Below are 15,313 nucleotides of genomic sequence, written 5' to 3'. Positions count from 1 at the left end.
CTTGACACAGGCCCCTCTGGCATGATTCCTCTAATAAGGAAACAAGCTGAACGCCCGGGCCGCAACCCGGGCGTCGGCTTATGCACAACCCAAACATCGGCTTCACTATCGTCCCGGTTTAAGCCACCCTAGCGCCCCCACTGGGCGTTCCGCCCCAAGAATGTACTGACATGCCCAAGCACCTGCTCATCGTCGAATCACCGGCCAAGGCCAAGACGATCAATAAATACCTCGGCAAGGACTACACGGTCCTGGCCTCGTATGGGCATGTGCGTGATCTGGTCCCCAAGGAAGGCGCGGTCGATCCCGAAAACGGGTTCGCCATGCGTTACGACCTGATCGAAAAGAACGAAAAGCACGTGGAAGCCATCGCAAAAGCCGCAAAGGGCGCCGATGACATCCTGCTGGCGACCGATCCGGATCGCGAGGGTGAGGCGATCAGCTGGCATATCGCCGAGATCCTGAAAGAGCGTGGCCTGTCCGACGGCAAGCCGGTGCAGCGTGTGGTGTTCACTGAAATCACCCCGCGTGCGATCAAGGAGGCAATCGCCGAGCCGCGCGAAATCGCCGCTGACCTGGTCGATGCGCAGCAGGCACGCCGCGCGCTGGACTATCTGGTTGGCTTCAACCTGTCCCCGGTGCTGTGGCGCAAGGTGCAGCGCGGCCTGTCCGCCGGGCGCGTGCAGAGCCCGGCACTGCGCATGATCGTCGAGCGCGAGGAAGAGATCGAAGCCTTCATCTCGCGTGAGTACTGGAGCATCGAGGCTGCCTGCGCGCATCCCTCGCAGCACTTCAACGCGCGCCTGATCAAGCTGGACGGGCAGAAATTCGAGCAGTTCACCATCACCGATGGCGACACTGCCGAAGCCGCCCGCCTGCGCATCCAGCAGGCCGCGCAGGGCACGCTGCATGTCACCGACGTGGCCAGCAAGGAGCGCAAGCGCCGCCCGGCCGCACCGTTCACCACCTCCACGCTGCAGCAGGAAGCCTCGCGCAAGCTCGGCTTCACTACCCGCAAGACCATGCAGGTGGCACAGAAGTTGTATGAAGGCGTGAACATCGGCGACGAAGGCACGGTCGGTCTGATCTCGTATATGCGTACCGACTCGGTGACGCTGTCGCAGGACGCGCTGGCCGAGATCCGCGACGTGATCGCCCGCGACTACGGCATCAGCTCGCTGCCGGACAAGCCCAATACCTACACCACCAAATCCAAGAACGCGCAGGAAGCCCACGAAGCCGTGCGCCCGACCTCCGCGTTGCGCACCCCGGCACAGGTGGGCAAGTACCTCACCGACGACGAGCGCAAGCTGTACGAGCTGATCTGGAAGCGCGCCGTCGCCTGCCAGATGATTCCGGCCACCTTGAACACCGTCAGCGTCGACCTGTCGGCCGGCAGCGAGCACGTGTTCCGCGCCAGCGGCACCACCGTGGTGGTGCCCGGCTTCCTCGCCGTGTACGAGGAAGGCAAGGACAGCAAGAGCGCCGAGGACGAAGACGAAGGCCGCAAGCTGCCGCTGATGAAGCCCGGCGACCGCGTGCCGCTGGACCGCATCGTCGCCGACCAGCACTTCACCCAGCCGCCGCCGCGCTACACCGAAGCGGCACTGGTCAAGGCGCTTGAGGAATACGGCATCGGCCGTCCGTCCACCTACGCCTCGATCATCCAGACCCTGCTGTTCCGCAAATACACCGAGATGGAAGGCCGCAGCTTCAAGCCGACCGACGTCGGCCGCGCGGTCAGCAAGTTCCTGTCCAGCCACTTCACCCAGTACGTCGATTACGACTTCACCGCCAAGCTCGAAGACGAGCTGGATGCGGTGTCGCGTGGCGAAGAAGAGTGGATACCGCTGATGGAGCGCTTCTGGGGCCCGTTCAAGGAACTGGTCACCGACAAGAGCGAATCGCTGGACCGCACCGACGCCGGTAGCGCGCGCGTGCTCGGCCCGGACCCGGTCAGCGGCAAGGATGTCACCGCACGTATCGGCCGCTTCGGCCCGATGGTGCAGATCGGCACCGTAGAAGACGAAGAGAAGCCCAAGTTCGCCTCGCTGCAGCCGGGCCAGAGCATCTACTCGATCTCGCTGGACGAAGCGCTGAAGCTGTTCGACATGCCGCGCAAGCTCGGCGCCGACGCCAATGGCGAGGAAGTCACCGTCGGCATCGGCCGCTTCGGCCCGTTCGCCAAGCGTGGCAGCACCTATGCCTCGCTGACCAAGGAAGACGACCCGTACAAGATCGACTTGGCCCGCGCCGTGTTCCTGATCGAAGAGAAGGAAGAGATCGCGCGCAACCGCATCATCAAGGAGTTCGAAGGCTCGGACATCCAGGTGTTGAACGGCCGCTTCGGCCCGTACATCAGCGACGGCAAGATGAACGGCAAGATCCCCAAGGACCGCGAGCCCGCCTCGCTGACCTTGGCTGAGGTCGAGCAGCTGATGGCCGACACCGGCAAGCCGGTGCGCAAGGGCTTCGGCAAGAAGGCTGCCAAGAAGACCACGGTCAAGAAGGAAGCCGCGCCGAAGAAGGCCGCCGCAAAGAAGGCTCCGGCCAAGAAGGCGGCAACCAAAAAAGCAACAACCAAAAAGACCGCCGCGAAGAAAGCCACTAAGAAGACCGTCGCCAAAAAGGCAGTGAAGAAGTCGGCAGCGGACGACGCACCGCCGTTCTGAACCTGCACTTCCTTCTCCCCCCGGGAGAAGGTGCCCGAAGGGCGGAAGAGGGTGGGCTTTACCACCGAGGATAGGAAGCAGCATTACCCACGCTTTCATCTCCCCTCCCCCGCCAACAAGCGGATAATCAGCGCCACCCGCAGCAGGCCGCCCACCGGGCGGCCTTTGCTTTGCGTCCCTTTCGCGGACCAGCGCCATCGAACGCACTGGCCCTCCAACGGTGCTGACCATGCTCGAACTCGACCTGCACAGCGTCGTCCCGGCCCTCAAAGCCGGCGGCGTGATCGCCTACCCGACCGAAGCGGTCTGGGGCCTGGGCTGTGATCCTTCCAACGAAGCCGCGGTGATGAAGTTGCTGGCACTGAAGCAGCGCCCGGTAGAGAAAGGCATGATCCTGATCGCTGCCAGCCCCGCGCAACTGGTGGGTTGGGTGCAGCTGGACGCCTTGGCCGATGACCGCAAGCAGGCGGTGCTGGACAGCTGGCCCGGCGCCAATACCTGGATCGTCCCGGCCGGCCCAAGCGCGCCACGCTGGATCACCGGCGAGCACACCGGCATCGCCGTGCGGGTCAGTGCGCATCCGCTGGTACAGGCCCTGTGCAACGCCTGGGGCGGCCCGCTGGTATCGACCAGTGCCAACCTCGCCGGTGAGCCCCCGGCGCGCTCCCGAGAGCAGCTGGACCCTGCGCTGCTGGCCCTGTTGGATGGTTTGCTCGACGGCGCCACCGGCGGCCTGGCCCAACCCACCCGCATCCGCGTAGCCGCCACCGGCGAAGTCCTGCGCGACTGAGCCTCAAGCGCGTCACCTGTAGTGCCGAGCCATGCTCGGCAGGGGCCTTACCGCGAAACCCCGCCTGTAGTGCCGAGCCATGCTTGGCAAGGGCTTCACCGGTACAGCCTCAGCCGAGCATGGCTCGGCACTACAGAGGCGTTTCCCCGGCTGCGGCCGTGGCACACTGCCGCCATGCGCGCTCGTCTGCCCCTGCTCGGTTGCCTGATCTGGTTGCCCGTCGCGGCCTTGGCGGTTGATCCGCCTCCCGCCAGCTCGGCGGACAACGTACGCATCTATCGCTGTGTTGGCAGCAATGGCGCGGTATCGCTGCAGGATGCCCCCTGCACCAAGGCCACCCAGCAGCAGGTGCTGGATATGACGCGACCGAAGGATCCGCCACCACGGCCGGCCACCACAGCACCGACACCTACAACCGCGCCACTGATCCAGCGCGAGGTAAGGGTCGTCACCGTGCAGCCGCCACAGCCGATGTACGAGTGCGTCACCAGCGAAGGCGAGCGCTACACCAGCGACAACAACGACGGCAATCCACGCTGGATGCCGACCTGGGGTTATGCCTACCCAACACACCACGGTCCCGGCCACGGTGGCCCACGCCCGCCGCGCCCACCCGCTGGTGGCGGGATCCCATGGCGAGCCGGTGTCGCGGTTCCGATGGGTTCGGTGCTGGTGCGCGACAGCTGCCATGCCCTGCCACCACAGGAAGTCTGCGCGCGGCTGCGCGATCGTCGTTGGGAACTGATCCGCCGCTACAACAGCGCGCTGCAGAGCGAGCGTCAGGAATTGACGCGCGAGCAGCGCGGCATCGATGCCCGGCTTGAACAGGATTGCGGGGGAACCTGATGCGTTGCTTTGTCTTGCTTCTAGTTCTGACCAGCGCCAGCACGCAGGCCGGTGAGATCGTGTTCTACCGCTGCACCGACGCCACCGGCGCACTCACCGTGCAGAACATGCCCTGCCCCAAGGGCACGCAGCAGCAGAGCAAAAAAGTCATGCAGGCGGTGGAGGCCCGGCCAGCTCCGCCACCGCTTGCAAGCCCGGCCCCTGCAGCATTGCCGCGACTGATCGCAGCGCCCGCTCCCGCTGCTGCGGCCCTCGAACCGGCGAAGGCCGCTGCAGTTGTAGTGGCACCGCCCGTACCGCTGCCCGAGCTGTTCCAATGCCGCACCCGCGAAGGCCAGACCTACTTCAGCGAAACCAGTGAGCCGCCGTCACGCTGCGTGACCATGCAGGTCACCGGCCTGGACGGAAATCCGAACACCGGTGCCGGCGAAGCCTGCGAAGTGGTACGTGATACCTGCACAGCAGTCGACCCGCCGCAGCTATGCGCCACTTGGCAACAGCGGGTAGACGAGGCCGAATCGGAGTGGCGCTTTGCCGCGCCAAGCCAAGCCGGAACGCTGCAGAAGAAGTACCAGCGCCTGCAATCGCTGCTCGACGGCAGCGACTGCAAGACTCAGAAGCCGTAACGCAGGAAGCCGCCGTCCACCGCGATGCATTCGCCGGTGACATAACTCGATGCCGGCAGGCACAGGAAGCTCACTGCAGCGGCTACTTCTTCCGGCTCACCAATGCGCCGCATCGGCGTGCGTGCGATCACTTCATCGTAGTAATCGGCATCGGACAACGGCCCGGAAGTGCGACGGGTACGGATGTACCACGGCGCCACCGAGTTGACGCGGATGCCGTCCTCGGCCCACTCGCAGGCCAGATTGCGGGTCATCTGCTGCATCGCCGCCTTGGTCATGCCGTAGACCACGCCGCTGCGCACATGGGTGATGCCGGAGACGCTGCCGACGTTGACGATGGCCGAAGACGCATGCCGGGTCAGCAAGGGGTGCGCATAGCGACACAGCTCGAATGCCGAGAACAGATTGGTCTCGAAGATGCCACGCCACTCGTCTTCGGAATACTCGGTTGCCGCCTTGGTGGTGTTGCCGCCGGCGTTGTTGACCAGGATGTTCAGGCCATCGCTGTGGTCTTCGACCCAATCTAGAATCTCCTGCCGATCCTGATCATCGCTGACGTCGGCTGACAGCGCGTGGATGGCACGCTCGGGAAACGCATCAGCCAATTCATCGCGTGCGGTTTCCAGCGCATCGGTATCGCGCCCGACGATCAGCACATCGGCACCGAAACCCAGCAATTCACGTGCGATTGCCAGGCCAATGCCGGCACTGGCACCGGTGACCAAGGCGGTTTGCCCATCCAGGCGCCAACGCTGCGGGTTCATGCTGTTTCCTCATCGATGCGGGGTGCGGCGTCCGTGAAGGGACGCTGCGGGGAGATGGGGCTAGGATAGCTGCCTGAGCCCAGCGGAGCATGCCGATGAAGCGTCTTTCCTTGTTGATGGTGCCGTTGCTGCTTGCTCTGGCAGCGTGCAAGCCACAAGCGCCGGACACCGAACGCCGCCCCGACCCGCAGGCCACCGCGCTGCGTGATGCGATGAAGAAGGATCTGGATCAGGCCAAGGCGACAGCTGCAGCGGCCGAGCAGGCCGGCAAGGCGCAGCAGGCTGAGTTGGATGCGGCGGTTGGAACAGCCGATACCGCCAAGTAAAACGCCTCACCTGTAGTGCCGAGCCATGCTCGGCAATGGGCTTTACCGCGAGAACCCACCTGTAGTGCCGAGCCATGCTCGGCAATGGGCTTTACCGGTAACGCCTCTGCCGAGCATGGCTCGGCACTACATGTCAGGGCATTGCTTGGAAAGCCTCTGCCGAGCATGGCTCGGCACTACATTACAAACAACAACGCCGCCCTCGGGCGGCGTTGTCGCTACACCTCAAAAAAGCTCGCTTACAAACCGCAGAAGCAATACGCCAGCGACTTCACCGGTGCGCCATTGCGGTCCTTCACTGCGTCTTCAACGAAGCGCAGCTGGGTGTCCAGCTCCGGCATCTGCTTGGCGATCAGCATGCGTGCGACGCCCGAGTCGGCCAGCATCCAGGCGCCTGCGCGGCTGCCGGCAAAGCCGGTCATGAACTGCGCGAACGGAGTGGCTGCCTTCTCGATGTAACGCACGCGGAACTTGTCGCTTTCACCAAGCTTCGCGCGCTGCGCTGCATCGGCAACGGCCGCCTTCAAACCACCGAAGGCATCAACCAGACCGCGCTCCTTGGCCTGCGCACCGCTCCACACGCGGCCACGTGCAACTTCGTCCACCGCTTCAACCGGCTTGTTGCGTGCCGCTGCCACCTTGCCGGTGAAATCGGCGTAGCCCTTGTTGATCACCGACTGGATCACCTGGCCCACGGCCGGGTCCATCGGACGGGTCACATCGAACGCGCCAGCAAAACGGGTGGTACCGACACCGTCGGTATGCACGCCGATCTTGTCCAGGCTGCGGGCGAAGTTCGGGATCATGCCGAAGATGCCGATCGACCCGGTGATGGTGGATTCGTCGGCATAGATGCGGTCGGCGTTCATGCTGATCCAGTAACCACCGGATGCAGCCATGTCCCCCATCGACACCACCACCGGCTTGCCGGCGGCCTTGAGCGCTTCCACTTCACGGCGGATCTGCTCGGAAGCGAATACTTCACCGCCCGGCGAATCCACGCGCAGCACCACTGCCTTCACGTCGTCGTCGTCGCGTGCCTCGCGCAGCAGCGCCGAGGTCGAGACACCACCGATACGGCCGGCCGGCAGGTCGCCGCCGGCGATCTCACCTTCGGCAACCACCACGGCCACCTGCGGACGCGAATCCATCGGCGAGCGACGTGCGTCGAGCTGGGTCAGGTAGTCGCCCAGGCCGATCTGGCGGTAGCCACCGTCAGCATCGCCGTCGGCCACGCCGCGCTCGGTGAGCAGGGCATCCACTTCTTCACGGGTCTTCAGGCCATCCACCAGCTTCTGCTGCAGGGCGAAACGGGCCAGATCGCCTTCGGCTGCGGCAACGCCTTCCGGCAGCGTGTCGATGCCGGCGGCCAGCTGTGCGGCGTCGAGCTTGCGTGCCTTGGCGATGTCACCCAAGTAGCGCTGCCATACGTCGTTCATCCAGAACAGGTCGGCTTCCTTGGCCTGCGGCGAAGCGGCGTCGAGCACATAAGGCTCGGCGGCGGACTTGAACTCGCCCACCTTGAACAGGTGCACGTCCACGCCCAGCTTGTCCTGCAGACCGCTGCGGAAGTACTGGCGATAGCGGCCCAGGCCTTCCAGCAACAGACCGCCCATCGGGTCCAGATAGACCTCGTCGGCCTGCGCGGCCAGCAGGTACTGCGACTGGCCCATGTTTTCGCTGAAGGCCACGACCTGCTTGTTGGCAGCACGCAGATCCTGCAGCGCAGCGGTCACTTCACGCATCGAGGCGAAGCCACTGGGCTGCAGCTTGTCCAGCTGCAGCACCACGCGGTTGATCTTCTTGTCGTCCTTGGCCGCTTCGATGGCACGGATCAGATCGCGCAGCTGCAGCTCTTCGGCATTGGTTTCACCCAGCGCCTTGCCCAGCGCACGGCTGAGCGGGTCGGTGCTGTACTGCTCGACCAGCCGGCCTTCCGGGGCGATCACCAAGGTGGTGCCTTCCTGCAGCGCCGGCGCCGATGAAGCACCCTTGCCCACGGCAACCATCAGGCCGATCAGGATCAGGAACAACAAGCCGAAGAACAGCAGGTTGAGGATCAACCGCCGGGTAAAGTTCATCACGTCCCAGATGCCGATGAAGAAGCTGGCAACGGGATTGCGGCGTGGCACAGGAGGGGGATTCATGGACGCTCCAATTGGGGCTGGTTGCAAGTCAGGATACGCATAACCGGAGGCCACCGGCATGGCCTTTAAGTCAGGGGGTAGCCTGGGCGATAAGCCGGCTGCTGCTGACCCGCAGCCGCCAACCCAACAGCACCGCGGCCACGGTCAAGCCAATGATCAGGCCAATCCACATACCCTGCGGCCCCCAGCCCAGACCCAGGCCAAGCCCGGCACCGACCGGCATGCCCACGCCCCAATAGGCGAACATGGCAATGAACATCGGCACGCGGGTGTCCTTTAGCCCACGCAGGGCACCGGCGGACAGCACCTGGATGCCATCGGGGATCTGGAAGGTGGCCGCATACAACAACAAGGTGGAGGCCAACGCGGCCACCGCAAGGTCGTCGGTATACAAGCCCACCACCGCGTCATGGCCGAGCAGCAAGGCGGTGATCGACACCATCTGGGTCACCAGCACGATGGCGTAGCCGGCCCAGGTTGCGCGGCGCACACCCAGCGGATCGTTGCTGCCGACAGCATGGCCGACGCGCACGGTGGTGGCTTCGGCCACGCCCATCGGGATCATGAAGCAGAGCTGCGCCACATTGATCGCAATCTGGTGGGCACTGGCTTCGGTGGCACCGATGCGGCCAATCAGCAGCGCGGTGATGATGAACAGACCGCCCTCCATCAACACCGTGATGCCGATCGGCAGGCCGGTACGCAGCAGGTCCCAGATCGCGCGCGGGCGCGGCAATTCGAAGTGGCTGAACAACTGCAGGTGGGCGAAGCGCTTGGTGATCCACAGGTAGGTAGCGAAAGCGATTGCCTGCACCCACATGGTCACCGAAGAGGCGATGCCCAGACCTTCGGCGCCCATCTCGGGGAAGCCGAACTTGCCGTTGCACAGCGCATAACCCAGTGGGCCCAGCACCAGCAGACCACCGAAACCGATCAGCATGGTCGGCAATGTCCAGTGCATGCCTTCACTGAGGTAGCGCATGCAGAAGTACAGGGTCAGCGCGGGCACACCCCAACGGATGGCGTGCAGGAAGTCGGTGGCACCGGGCACGATTTCAGGGGCGATGCCGAACGCTGGCAGGAACGCAGGCACCACGCTCAGGAACAGGAACATCAACGCGCTCAGACCCACGCCCAGCCACAGTGCCTGGCGGAACAAGGGGCCGATTTCGCGGTCACGGCCAGCGCCGTGCAGCTGCGATACGGAGGCGGTAAGCGAGATCAGGGTGCCGATCGGCACCAGCATCGGCAGCCATAGCAGGGCCGTACCGATGCTGACCGCAGCAAAGGTATCGGTGCCATGGTGGCCAGCGATGGTGTTGTCGACAAAGGCAATCAGACCGGTGGAAACGTGGCCCAGCACCAGAGGCAGGGCAAGCAGACCGGTCATCCGCACTTCTTGCATGAAGCGCGGCGTGGCGGGAGACATGGACATAAACAAGGGAGACGCGGACTGCGGCCGGCGCAGGAAGCGCACAGATGCCGGGTCGCGGGCCGCCTATTCTACCGTGGCAAGGCAGTTACGGCCCCGCACCGCGGATGAACGGGCGGAGCGGTACCGCACGGCGAGGAACTCAGTGCCCGACTTTCTCGCGCAGCCAGGCATCGCGTTGTGCCGGTGCCAAGGCCAGCAGTTGCGTGCGCAGTTCCTCACGTTGCTGCGGCGGGGTGCGCTGCGAAATCAGGCTCAGCTGCTCCAGCTGGGCGGCGTCGAGTTGCCGCAGCAGGGCAATCACAGGCTCGCGCTCGGCAGCCGGCAGGTAGCCCAGCAAGGGCTGCAGGCGTGGATACAGCACACCCAGCTGCGGGCCCAGCAACCAACCATCGCGGTGCATCTGGTCGATAGCCATGTAGCGCGCACGCAGGGCTTGGCGCTGCGCATCCGGCAATGCCGCGATTGCTGCCGCCGCTTGGCGGATGCGTTGTTGTTCACTGGCCGGCAGTGCCTGCCAGGCTGCATAGCGGCTGCGAACCTCGCGCTTCTGCTCAGGGCTCATCGAGGCCCATGCACTGCGCGTGCTGGCAACGCCGGTGGTGACGGAACTGGACGGCAGCACTGGCACAGCAGTCGGTGCGGCAGCATGCAAGGGCAGCGCCACGATCAGCACCAGCCAGAACAAGCCGGACTTACTCATCCGCATCGCTCGTCTCCAGCGCAGCACCGGCCGGTTCCGGGCGGCTGGGTTGCGGTTGTGATTCATCCACCGGGATCGGGCCACCGGCTGCATACCAGGCATTGAAATCGGCATCACGGGCAGTGTCCAACGCAGGATCGGCCAACATGGCCGCATCGGCAGCCGCATGCGGGTCTTCGCCCGGTCCGGCCGGGGTGCTGTCGTCGGGCAGCGATTCCACCTGCACCGGACCATTGTCGGCCAACCCATTGCCGCCATTCGGGTCGGCGCTCACTACCGTATGCGAGCGCCACCACCACAACGCCACCACCGCCAGCAGCAACAGCGGCAGGCACAGCAGCAGCCAGGTGCGCAGCGTCCACGGTTTGGACTGTTTGCGCCGCGGTGCGGGTTTGCGGCGACGGTCGTCTTCCACGCGTGGGCTGCTGCTTGCGCTGGCGGCCGGAGCGGAAGCAGCAGGCAAGGCACCAGTAATAACCGATTCGCGCAGCTGTTCGAGCTGCTGCAGGCGCGGCGGCGACAGGTCGCGGATCAGCGCCTGCACCTGCTCGGCCAAGGCACGCCAGCTGGCGGCATCAGGGCGGCCACCGGCATCCATCGGACAAGCACCAGCCAGGGCTTGCCGATAGGCGTTGGCGTCCACACCCAGCACCGCCGAGGCAGGCGCTTCATCCAGGCCGGCGCCAATCCGCAGCAGCAGCGCCAGGCGCTCGCCCGCTGCCAGCGTGCCCAGATGGGCGAAGGCTGGCTCCCAGTTGCCCGGGTTGGTTGGCTTCAGCAACTGCGGGGTACTGCACAGCAGGCCCCAGAAGCGGGCCGGCCATTCGACCATCAGCAACTGCGCGGCATGCCCGGCAAACGCACGCATGGCCACGGCCACCGCACGTTCGCCGACGGCGGCATCGCCGGCCTGCAATTCAGCAACTACCAGGGCGCGGCGTTCCACCCCGCGCAAAAAGGCGGACAGAGCGTTGGCTGCGGCCGGCGAAAGAGGGGCTGGTGCAGCCATCATGTGAACTCCGTCATGCCGTGATGATACCGAGCGCACACCCTGCTGCCGACGCCCCACGCCATCACCGGACCGATTCTGCAAGCCGCTGCAACAACTTGTGCACAGCGTCAATACGCTGTGACAAGCGACTCAAGCAAGCCGCCGTGAGACTGTATTTCTTTTTTGTTTCACGGATAACTTATTGATTTTAATCGAATATATGATGTGGCTATTTTTTGACCAAGTTGACCCAAAGGCTTGCTCCATCGCCCTGAACGCGTGGAGCACATTACTCACCCACAGAGTTATCCACAGGAAGTGTGGATAACAATAAATCTCCAAGCGCAGCCAGCGTTTACGCCGCATTTATGCAGGACTTCACAGCATCTGGACGCGGGTGAATGGCGGCAGCCAAACCTCCACCAGCGGCTAAACTTGGCCCATGCCTGACTGCCCCACTCTGCGCCTCGCCCTGCCGGTGCCCCTGCCTCAGCTGTTCGACTACCTGCCCCCGGCCGGCGCCCCCGCGCCCGAGGCCAGCGATGTGGGACGTCGGTTGCGGGTGCCATTCGGTCCGCGCGAGCTGGTCGGGGTGGTCGAGGCCATCGGCCACAGCGATGACCCGGCAGCCTTGCGCCCGGCCCTGCAATGGCTGGATGAGGCCGCGCTGCTGCAGGGCGAACTCAGCGCCTCGCTGCGCTGGCTGGCACGCTATACCCACGCCCCGCTGGGCGAGGTGATCGCCACCGCGCTGCCCGCACCGCTGCGGCGCGGCGAGCCGCTGCCCGACACCCACGGCTGGGCCTGGGAACTGACCGAGGCCGGTCGCGCCGGTTACGACCGCCTGCGCAGCGGTACCCGCCCGCAACGTCTTGCCACGCTGCTGCTGGAAGGTGCGGTCAATGAAGACCTGCTGGACGATCAGCTGGACGACTGGCGCAGCGCCGCGCGCGCGCTGCTCAAGCGCGAGCATGCGCAGCGCATCGAAGTAGCGGCGATAATTCCGCAGCCGCGTATCGTCGCCGGCCCGCTGCCGAACCCGCAGCAGCAAGCGGCGATCGACGCACTGCAGGCAGCCGAGGGCTTCCAGCCCTTCCTGCTCGACGGCGTTACCGGCAGCGGCAAGACCGAGGTCTATCTGCAGGCGATCTGCCATTGCCTGCAGCAAGGCAAGCAGGCGCTGGTGCTGGTGCCGGAAATCGGCCTGACCCCGCAGACCCTGCACCGCTTCCGCAGCCGCTTGGGGATTCCAGTACATGCGCTGCACTCGGGCTTGAACGACAACGAACGGGCACGCGTCTGGGCAGCCGCATCGCGCGGCGAAGCCCGGGTGATCGTCGGCACCCGCTCGGCGATTTTCACGCCACTGCCGCAGGCCGGCTTGATCGTCATCGACGAGGAGCACGACGGCAGCTACAAACAGCAGGACGGCATCCGCTACCACGCGCGTGATTTCGCAATGGTGCGCGGCAAAGCATTGAACGTGCCAGTGGTGCTGGGCAGCGCAACGCCATCATTGGAATCCCTGCACAACGCGCGCAGCGGTCGTTACACGCATCTGCGCCTGCAGCAACGTGCCGGCGACGCCAAGCCGCCGGGTGTCCGCGTATTCGACGTGCGCAAGCGGCCGCTGCAGGATGGTTTGTCACCGGAGGTTTTGGTCGGCATCGAGCAGCAGCTGAAAGCCGGCAGCCAGGTCCTGGTGTTCAAGAACCGCCGCGGCTATGCGCCGGTGCTGCTGTGCCATGACTGCGGCTGGACCGCGCCGTGCAAACGCTGCAGCACGCCACTGCACAAGACACCGATGACCGTGCATGGTGGGGGTCGCCGCCTGCAATGCCACCACTGCGGCGCGCGCCAGCCGGTGCCGCTGGCCTGCCCGGATTGCGCCAGCCTTGCACTACAGCCGCAGGGCATTGGTACCGAGCGCCTGGAAGAGCGCCTGCTGCAGTTGTTCCCGGACTATCCGGTGCTGCGCATCGACCGCAGCACCACCAGTCGCCGCGATGCACTGGAGCAGACGCTGGCAACCCTCGGCGATCAACCCGGCATCCTGGTTGGCACGCAGATTCTGGCCAAGGGCCATGACCTGCCGAAGCTGACCTTGGTGGTCGTGGTCGGCATCGATGAAGGCCTGTTCTCGTCCGACTTCCGTGCGAGCGAAAAACTGGCCCAGCAGTTGATCCAGGTCGCCGGCCGCGCCGGTCGAGCCGAGCGCCCCGGCGAGGTCTGGTTGCAGACGCATCACCCGGACAACGCCTTGCTGCACACCTTGGTCAACGGCGGTTACCACGCCTTTGCCGAAGCCGAACTGCTGCAGCGCGAAGCGGCCGGATTTCCGCCGTTCGCGCATATGGCCATGCTGCGTGCAGAAGCCAAGCAGGTGGAGCAGGCCAATGAATTCCTGGCTGCACTCAAGCACCTGCTTCCCAAACAGAACGACGTCGAACGCTTTGGACCAATGCCGGCACCGATGCCGCGCCGTGCGGGTTTCCAACGTACACAGCTGTTGCTGTCAGCCGAGCAGCGGCGGCCGTTGCATGCAGCGCTGGATGGCTTGATGGCGCAGGCCTATGGTCTGCCGCAGGCGCGCCGCGTGCGCTGGTCGCTGGATGTGGACCCGATGGATCTGTATTGATCTAGTGCATTGTGGGAGCGGCGCAAGCCGCGAAGCTGGCAATGCATGTAATCCCGGTAGAGCCGAGCCATGCTCGGCTGGAGCGTTACCGGGAAAGCCTCTGCCGAGCATGGCTCGGCACTACAGCGCATTGCTTGTAAAGCCTCTGCCGAGCATGGCTCGGCACTACGTTGCTACCGGTAAAAATCGGCAATCTGGCCGGTGAACTGCTGCGGGTTGGCACCTACAAGATTGGTCAGCATCACCACCGCCAAGCCCTCGTCCGGATAGACCACAAACGCCGCTCGTGCGCCACCAAAGCTGCTGACCTGGCGCTTCCCTGACGGACCGGTCACCGGCCAGCCTGCTGCCCAGTCACCTTCTTTGCCATTGTTCAAACGCTCGGGCGTCCACATCCGCGCCAGGCCGGCAGCGCTCAACACGCGCTGCTGCAACAAAGCCGCCAACCACAGCGCCAGATCATCGGCGGTGGTCTGGATACCGCCGCCCGCCCACAAGCCGTGCGGCATGTCGTAAAACCAACGCGACAGACGCTTCGGTGCATCGGCGGCATCACTGCTGCGCGGGAAGAAGCTGTACATGGTGGCCGCATTCGGTAGCAGATCGTAGCTATCGCCGAACGCGACGTGGGTCATGCCCAGCGGCTGCAACTGACTGGCCGCCAGATAGTCCTCATAAGGTTTGCCGGTGCGCTGGCCGATGATCCTCGCCAACAAACCGTAGTTGGTCTGGTTGTAGACGAACTGCTCGCCCGGCAAGGCCTGCATCGGCCGCTGTTCTACCAGCTGCCATGCCTGCGCCTCGGAACCGCCGCCAACCAAGCCCTGCGCATCGACGATATCCGGCAGGCCGGAGGTATGTGCAAGCAACTGACGCACTCGAATCCCCTGCCACGCAGCAGGCAGCTGCTGCAGATACGTGGAGATCGGGGCATCGAGATCCAGCTTTCCCGCCTCGACCAGCTGCATCACTGCTACGCCGGTGAACGCCTTGGTGGCCGAGTTGAGTGGAAACAAGGTTTCAGGTGTAACTGCCACCTTGTTCTCGACATTGGCCAGACCATGCGCCTCCGAGAACACCACCTTGCCGTCCTTGATCACCGCAACCTGCAGCCCCGGAATACCTCTGTCCTTCATCGTGGTGGCGATGAAGCGACGCGTCGCGTCATTGGCAGCATCCAGCGTGGCCGCAGCCAACTGGAAAGGAAGCACGCAGAGAAGCGCCGCCAGGCACAGCAGGTTTCGGGGGCTTGCACATCGCATCGTCTGGTTCCGGTCGTGACTGGCTGGGTTAAGCCGGATCGCGACCACCGCAATTACCGACTCCAGACTTGGATGCTTGAAACGACGAAAAGGTTTAAACCCCCGATCATCCGCAC

At 64.7% G+C, this 15,313-nt stretch carries 12 protein-coding genes; 6 read left to right on the top strand and 6 right to left on the bottom strand.

Annotated features, from left to right (window positions below; all coding sequences use genetic code 11):
• Positions 1-170: 170 nt before the first annotated feature.
• From ACVOLR_RS03250 to ACVOLR_RS03235, 4 genes are all read left to right on the top strand, one after another.
• Positions 171-2,672: a DNA topoisomerase I gene (locus ACVOLR_RS03250; RefSeq protein ID WP_481535156.1), complete on the top strand. Its 2,502-nt coding sequence runs from the start codon at positions 171-173 to the stop codon at positions 2,670-2,672.
• A gap of 229 nt (positions 2,673-2,901) precedes the next feature.
• The gene (gene tsaC, locus ACVOLR_RS03245; RefSeq protein WP_481535155.1) at positions 2,902-3,462 is read left to right on the top strand and encodes an L-threonylcarbamoyladenylate synthase type 1 TsaC; all 561 of its coding nucleotides are present in this window, start codon (positions 2,902-2,904) and stop codon (positions 3,460-3,462) included.
• A gap of 174 nt (positions 3,463-3,636) precedes the next feature.
• Positions 3,637-4,308, top strand: coding sequence for a DUF4124 domain-containing protein (locus tag ACVOLR_RS03240; RefSeq protein WP_481535154.1), 672 nt, complete (start codon positions 3,637-3,639; stop codon positions 4,306-4,308).
• A gap of 14 nt (positions 4,309-4,322) precedes the next feature.
• Positions 4,323-4,934 carry a DUF4124 domain-containing protein gene (locus ACVOLR_RS03235; protein WP_481535153.1) on the top strand — a complete coding sequence of 204 codons (612 nt, stop codon included), beginning with the start codon at positions 4,323-4,325 and terminating at the stop codon, positions 4,932-4,934.
• Here the strand turns inward: ACVOLR_RS03235 and ACVOLR_RS03230 are convergent.
• Positions 4,922-5,698 carry an SDR family oxidoreductase gene (locus ACVOLR_RS03230; RefSeq protein ID WP_481513654.1) on the bottom strand — a complete coding sequence of 259 codons (777 nt, stop codon included), beginning with the start codon at positions 5,696-5,698 and terminating at the stop codon, positions 4,922-4,924. The two genes, ACVOLR_RS03235 and ACVOLR_RS03230, sit on opposite strands and share 13 nt — an antisense overlap.
• 95 nt (positions 5,699-5,793) lie before the next feature.
• On the opposite strand from ACVOLR_RS03230, the gene ACVOLR_RS03225 reads away from it, so the two are divergent.
• On the top strand, positions 5,794-6,024 hold the full coding sequence (locus ACVOLR_RS03225; RefSeq protein WP_481535152.1) for a hypothetical protein: 231 nt from the start codon (positions 5,794-5,796) through the stop codon (positions 6,022-6,024).
• Between the two features lie 239 nt (positions 6,025-6,263).
• On the opposite strand, the gene sppA is transcribed toward ACVOLR_RS03225, so the two are convergent.
• From sppA to ACVOLR_RS03205, 4 genes are all read right to left on the bottom strand, one after another.
• Positions 6,264-8,171: a signal peptide peptidase SppA gene (sppA, locus tag ACVOLR_RS03220; RefSeq protein WP_481535151.1), complete on the bottom strand. Its 1,908-nt coding sequence runs from the start codon at positions 8,169-8,171 to the stop codon at positions 6,264-6,266.
• A gap of 70 nt (positions 8,172-8,241) precedes the next feature.
• Complete coding sequence (locus ACVOLR_RS03215) at positions 8,242-9,606, bottom strand: MATE family efflux transporter (RefSeq protein WP_481535150.1); 1,365 nt, start codon at positions 9,604-9,606, stop codon at positions 8,242-8,244.
• A gap of 139 nt (positions 9,607-9,745) precedes the next feature.
• Entirely contained in the window at positions 9,746-10,306 is a 561-nt protein-coding gene (locus ACVOLR_RS03210; protein WP_481535149.1) for a DUF3106 domain-containing protein, read from the bottom strand.
• A complete protein-coding gene (locus ACVOLR_RS03205; RefSeq protein WP_481535148.1) occupies positions 10,299-11,318 on the bottom strand; it encodes a hypothetical protein in 1,020 nt (339 codons plus the stop codon). The genes ACVOLR_RS03210 and ACVOLR_RS03205 overlap by 8 nt, the downstream gene beginning before the upstream one ends.
• A 421-nt stretch (positions 11,319-11,739) precedes the next feature.
• Between ACVOLR_RS03205 and ACVOLR_RS03200 the strand changes: the two genes are divergently transcribed.
• The gene (locus tag ACVOLR_RS03200; RefSeq protein ID WP_481535147.1) at positions 11,740-13,935 is read left to right on the top strand and encodes a primosomal protein N'; all 2,196 of its coding nucleotides are present in this window, start codon (positions 11,740-11,742) and stop codon (positions 13,933-13,935) included.
• Positions 13,936-14,108: 173 nt separating this feature from the next.
• Here the strand turns inward: ACVOLR_RS03200 and ACVOLR_RS03195 are convergent, their stop codons facing one another.
• Positions 14,109-15,197: a serine hydrolase domain-containing protein gene (locus tag ACVOLR_RS03195; RefSeq protein WP_481535146.1), complete on the bottom strand. Its 1,089-nt coding sequence runs from the start codon at positions 15,195-15,197 to the stop codon at positions 14,109-14,111.
• Between the last annotated feature and the right edge of the window lie 116 nt (positions 15,198-15,313).

The organism is Stenotrophomonas sp. STEN030, assembly GCF_056759995.1.
This window is presented reverse-complemented; position numbering and strand designations above follow the sequence as displayed.

Excerpts from the sequence above, each read along its gene's own strand:
- sppA (WP_481535151.1), bottom strand. The coding sequence starts at position 8,171 with ATGAATCCCCCTCCTGTGCCACGCCGCAATCCCGTTGCCAGCTTCTTC.
- ACVOLR_RS03240 (WP_481535154.1), top strand. The coding sequence starts at position 3,637 with ATGCGCGCTCGTCTGCCCCTGCTCGGTTGCCTGATCTGGTTGCCCGTC.
- ACVOLR_RS03250 (WP_481535156.1), top strand. The coding sequence starts at position 171 with ATGCCCAAGCACCTGCTCATCGTCGAATCACCGGCCAAGGCCAAGACG.
- ACVOLR_RS03195 (WP_481535146.1), bottom strand. The coding sequence starts at position 15,197 with ATGCGATGTGCAAGCCCCCGAAACCTGCTGTGCCTGGCGGCGCTTCTC.
- ACVOLR_RS03200 (WP_481535147.1), top strand. The coding sequence starts at position 11,740 with ATGCCTGACTGCCCCACTCTGCGCCTCGCCCTGCCGGTGCCCCTGCCT.
- tsaC (WP_481535155.1), top strand. The coding sequence starts at position 2,902 with ATGCTCGAACTCGACCTGCACAGCGTCGTCCCGGCCCTCAAAGCCGGC.
- ACVOLR_RS03210 (WP_481535149.1), bottom strand. The coding sequence starts at position 10,306 with ATGAGTAAGTCCGGCTTGTTCTGGCTGGTGCTGATCGTGGCGCTGCCC.
- ACVOLR_RS03205 (WP_481535148.1), bottom strand. The coding sequence starts at position 11,318 with ATGATGGCTGCACCAGCCCCTCTTTCGCCGGCCGCAGCCAACGCTCTG.
- ACVOLR_RS03225 (WP_481535152.1), top strand. The coding sequence starts at position 5,794 with ATGAAGCGTCTTTCCTTGTTGATGGTGCCGTTGCTGCTTGCTCTGGCA.
- ACVOLR_RS03215 (WP_481535150.1), bottom strand. The coding sequence starts at position 9,606 with ATGTCCATGTCTCCCGCCACGCCGCGCTTCATGCAAGAAGTGCGGATG.
- ACVOLR_RS03230 (WP_481513654.1), bottom strand. The coding sequence starts at position 5,698 with ATGAACCCGCAGCGTTGGCGCCTGGATGGGCAAACCGCCTTGGTCACC.